This window comes from Cellulomonas sp. P4_B5_2 (assembly GCF_056402235.1).
Window position 1 is genome coordinate 1 of record NZ_JBFUHU010000368.1, and the last position, 8,702, is coordinate 8,702.

Annotated in this window: 7 protein-coding genes; 5 read left to right on the forward strand and 2 right to left on the reverse strand. The window is 69.4% G+C overall.

Translation table 11 applies throughout. The features are described from left to right. The coding region (locus AC1DUQ_RS19530; RefSeq protein ID WP_477074397.1) for a rhamnogalacturonan lyase family protein at nucleotides 1-2,521 on the forward strand (2,521 nt) is incomplete at its 5' end. Here AC1DUQ_RS19530 and AC1DUQ_RS19535 read toward each other — a convergent pair. After that, complete coding sequence (locus AC1DUQ_RS19535; RefSeq protein WP_477074398.1) at nucleotides 2,518-3,780, reverse strand: alpha-hydroxy acid oxidase; 1,263 nt, start codon at nucleotides 3,778-3,780, stop codon at nucleotides 2,518-2,520. The two genes, AC1DUQ_RS19530 and AC1DUQ_RS19535, sit on opposite strands and share 4 nt — an antisense overlap. A 253-nt stretch (nucleotides 3,781-4,033) precedes the next feature. Here AC1DUQ_RS19535 and AC1DUQ_RS19540 point away from each other — a divergent pair, with 253 nt between their 5' ends. The 4 genes from AC1DUQ_RS19540 to AC1DUQ_RS19555 are packed head-to-tail and all read left to right on the forward strand — an operon-like array spanning nucleotide 4,034 to nucleotide 7,931. Then, nucleotides 4,034-5,359 carry an ABC transporter substrate-binding protein gene (locus AC1DUQ_RS19540; protein ID WP_477060976.1) on the forward strand — a complete coding sequence of 442 codons (1,326 nt, stop codon included), beginning with the start codon at nucleotides 4,034-4,036 and terminating at the stop codon, nucleotides 5,357-5,359. A gap of 48 nt (nucleotides 5,360-5,407) precedes the next feature. Beyond that, nucleotides 5,408-6,322, forward strand: a complete 915-nt coding sequence (locus AC1DUQ_RS19545; RefSeq protein ID WP_477074402.1) for a carbohydrate ABC transporter permease — start codon at nucleotides 5,408-5,410, stop codon at nucleotides 6,320-6,322. Further along, entirely contained in the window at nucleotides 6,322-7,233 is a 912-nt protein-coding gene (locus AC1DUQ_RS19550) for a carbohydrate ABC transporter permease (protein ID WP_477074399.1), read from the forward strand. The genes AC1DUQ_RS19545 and AC1DUQ_RS19550 overlap by 1 nt, the downstream gene beginning before the upstream one ends. A 44-nt stretch (nucleotides 7,234-7,277) precedes the next feature. Continuing rightward, nucleotides 7,278-7,931, forward strand: a complete 654-nt coding sequence (locus tag AC1DUQ_RS19555; RefSeq protein WP_477074400.1) for a hypothetical protein — start codon at nucleotides 7,278-7,280, stop codon at nucleotides 7,929-7,931. Between the two features lie 2 nt (nucleotides 7,932-7,933). Here AC1DUQ_RS19555 and AC1DUQ_RS19560 read toward each other — a convergent pair. Next, the coding region (locus AC1DUQ_RS19560) for an alpha/beta hydrolase (protein ID WP_477074401.1) at nucleotides 7,934-8,702 on the reverse strand (769 nt) is incomplete at its 5' end.

The window sequence follows — 8,702 nt, forward strand, 5'->3', positions numbered from 1 at the left end:
GCTCACCACCATCGAGTACACGTACCGCGTGGCCTCGGTGAACGCGGGCGGGGTGTCCGCGCAGTCCGCCTCGATCACGACCCCGGCCGTCACCACCCTGGCCCGGCAGGCCGAGCGTCTGGACCGGTCCCCGGTGGCCGTGCAGACCGACGGCGGCGTCTACCTCGGCTGGCGCCAGCTGGGCCTCGACCCCGACTCGATCGCGTTCCACGTGTACCGGGACGGCGCGCGCATCACGAGCTCGCCGGTGAAGGCCAGCACCAACCTGCTCGACGCTGCCGGCACGACGGGCTCGGTCTACCGGGTCAGCTCCGTGGTCGACGGGATCGAGCGCTGGGCCACCGCCGAGTTCCGCGTGTGGGACAGCCAGCACCTGGACGTGCCGCTGGACAAGCCGGCGGACGCGTACACGAAGGACGGGCAGCCCTACACCTACAACGCCAACGACGCCTCGATCGGGGACGTCGACGGTGACGGGCAGTACGAGATCGTCGTGAAGTGGGACCCGTCCAACAGCAAGGACAACTCGCAGGCCGGCTACACGGGCAACGTGTACGTCGACGCCTACGAGCTGAACGGCACGCGGCTGTGGCGGATCGACCTGGGCAAGAACATCCGGGCCGGCGCGCACTACACGCAGTTCCAGGTGTTCGACCTGGACGGCGACGGCAAGGCCGAGGTCAGCCTGAAGACCGCGGACGGCACCGTCGACGGGCTCGGCACCGTGATCGGCGACGCGCGGGCGGACTACCGGAACAGTGGCGGCTACGTGCTCACCGGGCCGGAGTTCCTCACGGTTTTCAACGGAGCCACGGGAGCGGCGGTCGACACGATCGACTACACCCCGCCGCGCGGAGACGTCGGCTCCTGGGGTGACGCGTACGGCAACCGGGTGGACCGGTTCCTCGCGGGGGTCGCCTACCTCGACGGTGAGCACCCGAGCGTGATCTTCAGCCGCGGCTACTACACGCGGACGGTGGTGGTGGCCTACGACTTCGACGGGTCCTCGCTCACCCGGCGCTGGACGTTCGACTCCCACGAGGCCGGCTCGCAGTACACCGGCCAGGGCAACCACAACCTGTCGGTGGCTGACGTCGACGGGGACCAGAAGGACGAGATCGTGTTCGGCTCCATGACCATCGACGACGACGGCACGGTGCTCTACAGCACCGGGCTCGGGCACGGGGACGCGCTGCACGTCAGCGACCTCGACCCCGGCCGGCCGGGCCTCGAGGTGTTCGCGGTGCACGAGGAGGCGCCGCGCAGCTTGGGGATCGGGGCGACGTTCCGCGACGCCGCCACCGGCGAGGTGCTCTGGTCGATGCCGGCCACGGCCGACACCGGCCGCGGTGCCTCGGACGACATCGACGCGTCGCACCCCGGCGCGGAGTCGTGGGCCGTGGTGGCCGACGGCACGTGGAACTCGCGTGCCGGACAGCTGCGGGCAGCCGACGGGACGCTGCTGGGGGCCACCATCCCCGCGGCGAACTTCCTCACCTGGTGGGACGGCGACCTGCTGAGGGAGATCACCGACCACGACTGGGACACCACGGCACTCACGGGCGTCCCGACGATCTCGAAGTGGAACCCGTCGTCCGCTTCGTCGGACGAGCTCTACCGGGCCACCGGCACCCTCTCCGACAACGGCACCAAGGGCACCCCCGCCCTGCAGGCCGACCTGTTCGGCGACTGGCGAGAGGAGATCGTCACGCGTCTGGCCGACTCCTCCGCGCTGCGGATCGCCACCACGGTGGACCTCACCGACCACCGGCTGCGCACCCTGCAGTCCGACCCGGTGTACCGCCTGGGCGTCGCGTGGCAGAACACGGGCTACAACCAGCCGCCGCACACCGGGTACTTCCTCGGTGACGGCATGGCGAAGCCGGCGGCCCCGAGCATCGTCTACACCGGGCCGTCGACCGGTCCCGGCGAGCGGGTGCCCGGTCCGGCCACCGCGTCACCGTCCAAGGGCGTCCTGTCCAGCGACAACTGGGACAAGGACAGCAGCTACACGGTCGCCATGAACCTGTGGTGGGGCCAGAACGCCCAGACCGTGACCCTGCTGGAGAACGGCGTCGCGGTCGCCACCCTCGACCTCGTCGACGCCACGCCGTCCGCGCAGTCGGCGGCGTTCCAGATCGCCGGCAAGCCCAACGGGACGTACGTCTACACCGCGGTGCTGACCAACCAGCACGGGTCGACGACGACCGCCCCGCTCACCGTCAAGGTCACCGCCGCCAACCCGGGCACCCCGGCGCTCAGCCACGACAACTGGGACGGCGACGGGTCGTACACGCTCACCACCAACCTCTGGTGGGGGACCAACGCGACGACCTACCGGCTGTACGAGGACGGGGTGCTCATCGACACCCAGTCCCTGACCGCCGACGGCACCAACGCGCAGAAGGCCACGACCACGGTCAACGGCCGTGCGATCGGCACGCACGTCTACCGCGCGGAGCTGTCCAATGCCCTCGGGTCGACCAGCAGCCCGGAGGTGAAGGTCAAGGTCACGCGCTAGTCGGTACCCACCAGACCGGCCCGGGCAACCCCTCTCGCCCGGGCCGGTCCGTGTCCGCTCACCCCCCGCGGGCCCAGCTCCTTGACCGTGGAGACGCCCAGCAGGGCCATGGTGCGGCGGACCTCGCGCTCGAGGATGTCGACCGCCCGCTCCACCCCGCGCTCGCCGCCGGCCATGAGGCCGTACAGGTAGGCGCGCCCGACGAGGGTGGCGTCGGCGCCCAGGGCGATCGCGGCGACGATGTCGGCGCCGGACATGATGCCGGTGTCCACCCAGACCTGCGTCCGGTCGCCGACGGCCTCCGCGACGTCCGGCAGCAGGCGCAGCGGCACGGGCGCCCGGTCGAGCTGGCGGCCGCCGTGGTTGGACAGGACCACCGCGTCGGCGCCGGCGTCCGTGACCCGGCGGGCGTCCTCGACGGTCTGGATCCCCTTGATGATCAGCGGACCGTCCCACGAGGCGCGGATCCACTCGAGGTCCGCGATCGTCATGGTCGGGTCGAACAGCTTGTCCAGCAGGTCCGCGACGGTGCCGGACCAGCTGCTCAGCGACGCGAAGGTCAGCGGCTCCGTGGTCAGCAGGTTCAGCCACCAGGCGGGGTGCGTCGCGGCATCGAGCACCGTCTTGACGGTGAGTGCCGGGGGGATCGAGAAGCCGTTGCGGGCGTCGCGCAGCCGGGCGCCGGCCACCGGGACGTCCACCGTGAGCATGAGCGCCTCGAAGCCGGCGGCCTTGGCGCGTGCCATGAGGTCCTCGCCGGCAGAGCGGTCCTTCCACACGTACAGCTGGAACCACTTGTGGGCGTCGGGGCCGGCCTTGGCGACCTCCTCGATCGACGTGGTGCCCATCGTCGACAGGGCGTACGGGATGCCGCGGCGCTGGGCCACGCGGACCACCGCGCGCTCGCCCTCGTGGTTCATCATCCGCGTGAAGCCGGTGGGGGCGAACGCGAACGGCAGCGCCGACGTGGTGCCGATCATGTCCGTCGTCGGGTCGACGTGGGAGACGTCGTGCAGGATCGACGGCTGGAACTCGAGCTCGCGGAACAGGTGGCGCGCCCGGCGCAGGGAGATCTCCGCCTCGGCGGCGCCGTCGGTGTAGTCGAAGACCGAGCGGGGGGTGCGCTTGCGCGCGACGGTCCGGAGGTCGGCGATGGTCAGGGCGTCGGCCAGGCGTCGCTCGGTGGCGTTCAGCACCAGAGGCTTCGGGCGCATCAGGGGCTTGAGCTCGGACCACGAGGGGATCTGACGGTCGGTCACCGGGGCTCCAGGGTGTGTGGCGCGTCGTCGGGCAGCACAGGAGATTGAAACGATACAACACGCCGCCTTCCGGCTCCACCGCGTGCCGTCCCGACCGTACACACCGGCGAGCGCCCCGGCCTCGTGGGTGGCACATTGGAGCCGAGGCCTCCTGCGTTTGTAACGATTCAGCGCGAGCCGTTGACATCCCGGCAAGCGCTCGCCTAACGTCCGGAATGCGCTTTCACCCCCCGAGCAAGGAGGCTCAACGACGATGAAGCGAACCCTGTGGAAGACCGCCGCTGTTGCGGCCGTCGCCGCCCTCGCCCTGACCGCCTGCTCGTCTGGCGGATCCGGCGACGCGGAACCGACGGCCTCGACGACCGGCCCCGACACGTCCCCCGTCACCCTGAACTTCACGTGGTGGGGCAACGACGACCGAGCAGCCCGGTACAACGAGGCACTGGCGCTGTTCAAGGAGAAGTACCCGTACATCACGGTCCAGACCAGCTTCGCTGCGTTCCCGGACTACTGGACGGCACGCTCCACCGAGGCCGCCGGCCGCGCCCTCCCGGACGTCATGCAGTTCGACCTGTCGTACCTGCGTGAGTTCAACCAGAACGGCCAGCTGCTCGACCTGCAGGAATGGGTCGACAACGGCACGATCGACCTCACCGGCTTCGACGAGACGCTCACCACGGCGGGCGTCCTCGAGGACAAGATGATCGGCATCCCCACGTCGACCAACACCTTCGCCATGTTCCAGAACCCCAACGTGATCGAGCAGACCGGGGCGACGTTCCCCGACGAGGCCGACTACACGTGGGAGGACTACAACGAGTTCATCGCCGAGGTGTCCGAGGCCGGCGAGAAGACGACCGACGGCTACGGCCTGTACGGGGCGGTCGACTACACCGGCACCTTCTGGTTCTTCATCCAGTGGCTCCTGCAGAAGGGGATCACCCCCTTCGAGGAGGACGGCACGTTCGGCTTCGACGAGGCCGAGATCGTCGAGTTCCTCGACCTCACCGCCGACCTCCGGGCCGACAAGCTGGTCTTCCCCGTCGACCGCAACGTCTCCCTCGCACCCAAGGGCGGCTTCACGGTCAACGAGACCGCGACCGAGATGAGCTGGGACAACTTCCTGGCCGGCTACGTCGCCGACTCGGGCACGGCCAACCTCGCGATGGCGCAGATCCCCTCGATCGAGCCGGGCGAGAAGGCCCTGTTCTTCAAGCCGTCGATGTTGCTGTCCTCGGGCGCCAACACCAAGTACCCCGAGCAGGCCGCGACGCTGATCAACTTCCTGCTCACTGACCCCGAGGTCGGGACCATCTTCGGCACATCGAAGGGAGTTCCCGCCGACGACGAGCAGCGCGCCGCCGTCGACACGACCGAGGGCAGCGTCGATGCCCAGGTGATCGCGTACGAGGAGAAGGTCGCCGAGCAGGTGACCGAGTCCACCCCGATCCCCGTCAAGGGCTTCGGCACGATCGAGTCCAAGTGGCGGACCCTGGCCGAGGAGCTCGGCTACGGCACGCTCACGCCGGAGGACTTCGCCGAGCAGTGGTTCGCTGAGGCTGAGCTCTCCACCCAGTGACCGGTGGTGGGGGGCCTCACTGCCGAGGCTCCGACGACAGGCCCCTCGATCGCCGCACACTCCGCAGCCAAGAAGCGGCGGAAGCGTTCCGAGGCCCTGGCCGGCTACGCCTTCCTGAGCCCCTGGCTGCTCGGGTTCGTCCTGCTCACCGCGGGCCCGATGATCGCCTCGCTGTACCTGGCGTTCACGAACTACAACCTCTTCGCGCCGCCCGAGTGGATCGGCCTGGAGAACTTCACACGCCTGTTCAGCGACCCGAACTACCAGCAGGCGTGGAAGGTCACGCTGACGTACGTCGTGCTGGGGACCCCGATCAAGCTGCTCGCCGCGCTGGCCGTGGCGATGCTGCTGAACAACGCGTTCAGCGGCAAGGGGTTCTACCGGTCCTCCTTCTACGCACCCTCGCTGATCGGGGCCTCGGTCTCCATCGCGATCGTGTGGAAGGCGATGTTCATCGACAATGGCATCGTCGACCAGGTCCAGCAGTTCTTCGGATTCCCGGCCGGCGGCTGGGTCGGTGACCCGGAGCGCACCATGCCGATGCTCATCCTGCTGACCGTCTGGCAGTTCGGGGCGCCGATGGTCATCTTCCTGGCCGGGCTCAAGCAGATTCCGCAGGAGCTGTACGAGGCCGCGTCGGTCGACGGCGCCGGAGCCTCGCGCAAGTTCCTGAAGATCACGCTGCCCATGCTCTCGCCGGTGATCTTCTTCAACCTGCTGCTCGAGATGATCCACGCGTTCCAGATCTTCGCGTCGGCGTTCATCATCTCCAACGGCACCGGCGGCCCCGCCAGGTCCACGCTCTTCTACACCCTGTACCTCTACTTCCGCGGCTTCCAGGACTTCCAGATGGGCTACGCCTCGGCGATGGCCTGGATCCTCGTGATCGTCGTCGGCGCACTCGCGGCCGTCTTCTTCTGGAGCTCGAAGCACTGGGTCCACTACTCCGGGGAGGGGAAGTGATGAGCACCGTCGCCTCGACTTCCGACCACATCGTCAGCTCGCACGACAGCGCGCGACTGCGCCAGTCGACCAAGAACCGCAAGCGCGGCCGGGCTCTGATCTTCCATCTGTGCTCGCTCGCCCTGATCGTGATCGTGCTCTACCCCGCGGTGTGGATGCTGATGTCCTCGTTCAAGCCGTCCAGCGAGATCGTCGGCAACGTCAGCCTCATCCCCACCGACTTCACCGTGGCCAACTTCCAGAAGGCCATCGAGGGCATCGGCGGCGTCTCGTTCTGGACGTTCTTCATGAACTCGACGATCCTGGCCGTCGGCTCCGTCATCGGGATCACGCTGTCCTGCTCGATCAGCGCCTACGCCTTCGCGCGGATCGACTTCCCCGGGCGCRACGTCTTCTTCGCCCTCATGATCGGCACGCTCCTGCTGCCGTTCCACGTGGTGATCATCCCGCAGTACATCGTGTTCAACCGGCTCGGCCTGGTCGACACCTTCGTGCCCCTGCTGATCGGCAAGTTCCTGGCCGCCGAGGCGTTCTTCGTGTTCCTCATGGTCCAGTTCATGCGCAACCTGCCGCGCGAGCTCGACGAGGCCGCACGCATCGACGGCGCGGGGCACGTGCGGATCTTCCGCTCGATCATGCTGCCGCTGATGAAGCCCGCCCTGGTCACCAGCGCGATCTTCGCGTTCATCTGGTCCTGGAACGACTTCTTCGGACCCCTGCTGTACCTGAAGAAGCCCGACCTGTACTCGCTGCCCATCGCGCTGCGGCTCTTCGTCGACCAGACGACCACCTCGGACTACGGCGCCCAGATGGCCATGGCCGTCCTCGCGCTCGTCCCGGTCATGCTCTTCTTCCTGGTCTTCCAGCGCTACCTCGTCGAGGGCGTGGCGACGCAGGGGCTCAAGGGCTGATGGCGGTTTCCGCAGGGCGGCAGGAGCGTGTCAGCCTGGGAGCCATGAGCACCCCGCTTCCCGACGACGACTCCAGCCGCCCGGCGGACCCGGGTCCCGACGACCTCACGCCCGGTCCCGACCAGAAGCCGCTGCTCGGCGGCGGACGGTTCGGGCTGTTCAGCGAGGCGCTCCTCGTCGGCCTCGGAGTCTCGGTGCTCAGCCTCCCGATCATCACGGCCGTCCCTGCGCTCGCCGCCGGGGTGTCCCACGTCCGACGCCACCTCGACGGTCGGCCGGACACCGTGGCCGCCCTGTGGGAGGACTTCCGCGCGGCCTGCCGCGGCGTCTGGCTGGTGTCCATCGGCATGCCGGTGCTGCTGCTGGTCCTGCTGGTCAACCTGCAGCTCATCGGCCAGGGCGGGATACCCGGCGGCGCCGGGGTCCGGATCGCGACCGGGTTCCTGGTCGCGATCCTGCTCGTCGTCGTGCTGCGCGCGGCCGCCGGCTGGTCGCCCGGCGCACGGTGGGCGACCGTCGTGCAGACCGCCRCCAAGCGTGCCGGGGACGACCTGACGGGCACGTTCCTGCTCGTCGTCGCGCTCGGGCTGTGCGCGGTGATGGTGTGGATGCTCGCGCCGCTGGTCGTGATCGTGCCGGGCCTGCTGTCGCTCGCGGTCGTGGCGATCGAGCACCGCGCGGCGGTCCGTCAGGGCTGACCTCAGGCCAGCCCCTCCACGAACCGCTGCATCGTCGCCAGGGCCTCCTGGCCCGCGTCGGTGTGCACGTGGAACTGGTACTCGTGACCGAGGGGTGGCTCGCGGTCGGGCTCGAACAGCAGCGTCTCGTGCGGCACCCCGAGGGCCTCGAGCGTGGTGAGCAGCGACTGGGAGTGGCCGATCAGCGGGTCGGCATTGCCGCAGGACACCAGCGTCGGGGGGAAGTCGGGGGTCAGGTGCCTGACCACCGAGATGCCCGCGAAGCGGGGGTCGTCGAGGTAGTCCGCGCTGCCGGTGAACGAGCGCATCACGGAGTCGACGAACCACCGGGGCCGGCCCCGCAGCCCGCGCGCGAGCGACATGTCGAAGACGCCGCAGAACAGCACCGCACCGGCGAGCTGGTCCCGGGTGACCCGGGGGTGGGCGCCRATCGAGGCCGCGTACGCCGGGTCGATCACCACGCCGATCACCTGCGCCGCGATCTGCGCACCCGCGGAGTCGCCCGCGAGCACGAGGCGGTCGGCGTCGACGCCCAGCTCGTCGGCATGCTCCGTGAGGAACGCGAGCGCGTCGAGGACCTGCAGGACGGGCGTCGGGTAGGTGGCGCGCGGGGCGATGGAGTAGTCGACGCCCACCACCGTGCACCCGCCGCCGGCGACGACCCGCAGGTAGTTGGCGATCAGGTCCTTGCTGCCCGACAGCCACGCGCCACCGTGCACCCACACGATCGTCGGCAGCGTCCCGTCGGAGCCCGTCGACCGGTGCACGTCG

Bases quoted from the DNA above. Each gene is read 5' to 3' on its own strand.
- AC1DUQ_RS19540 (WP_477060976.1), top strand. From the start codon at position 4,034: ATGAAGCGAACCCTGTGGAAGACCGCCGCTGTTGCGGCCGTCGCCGCC.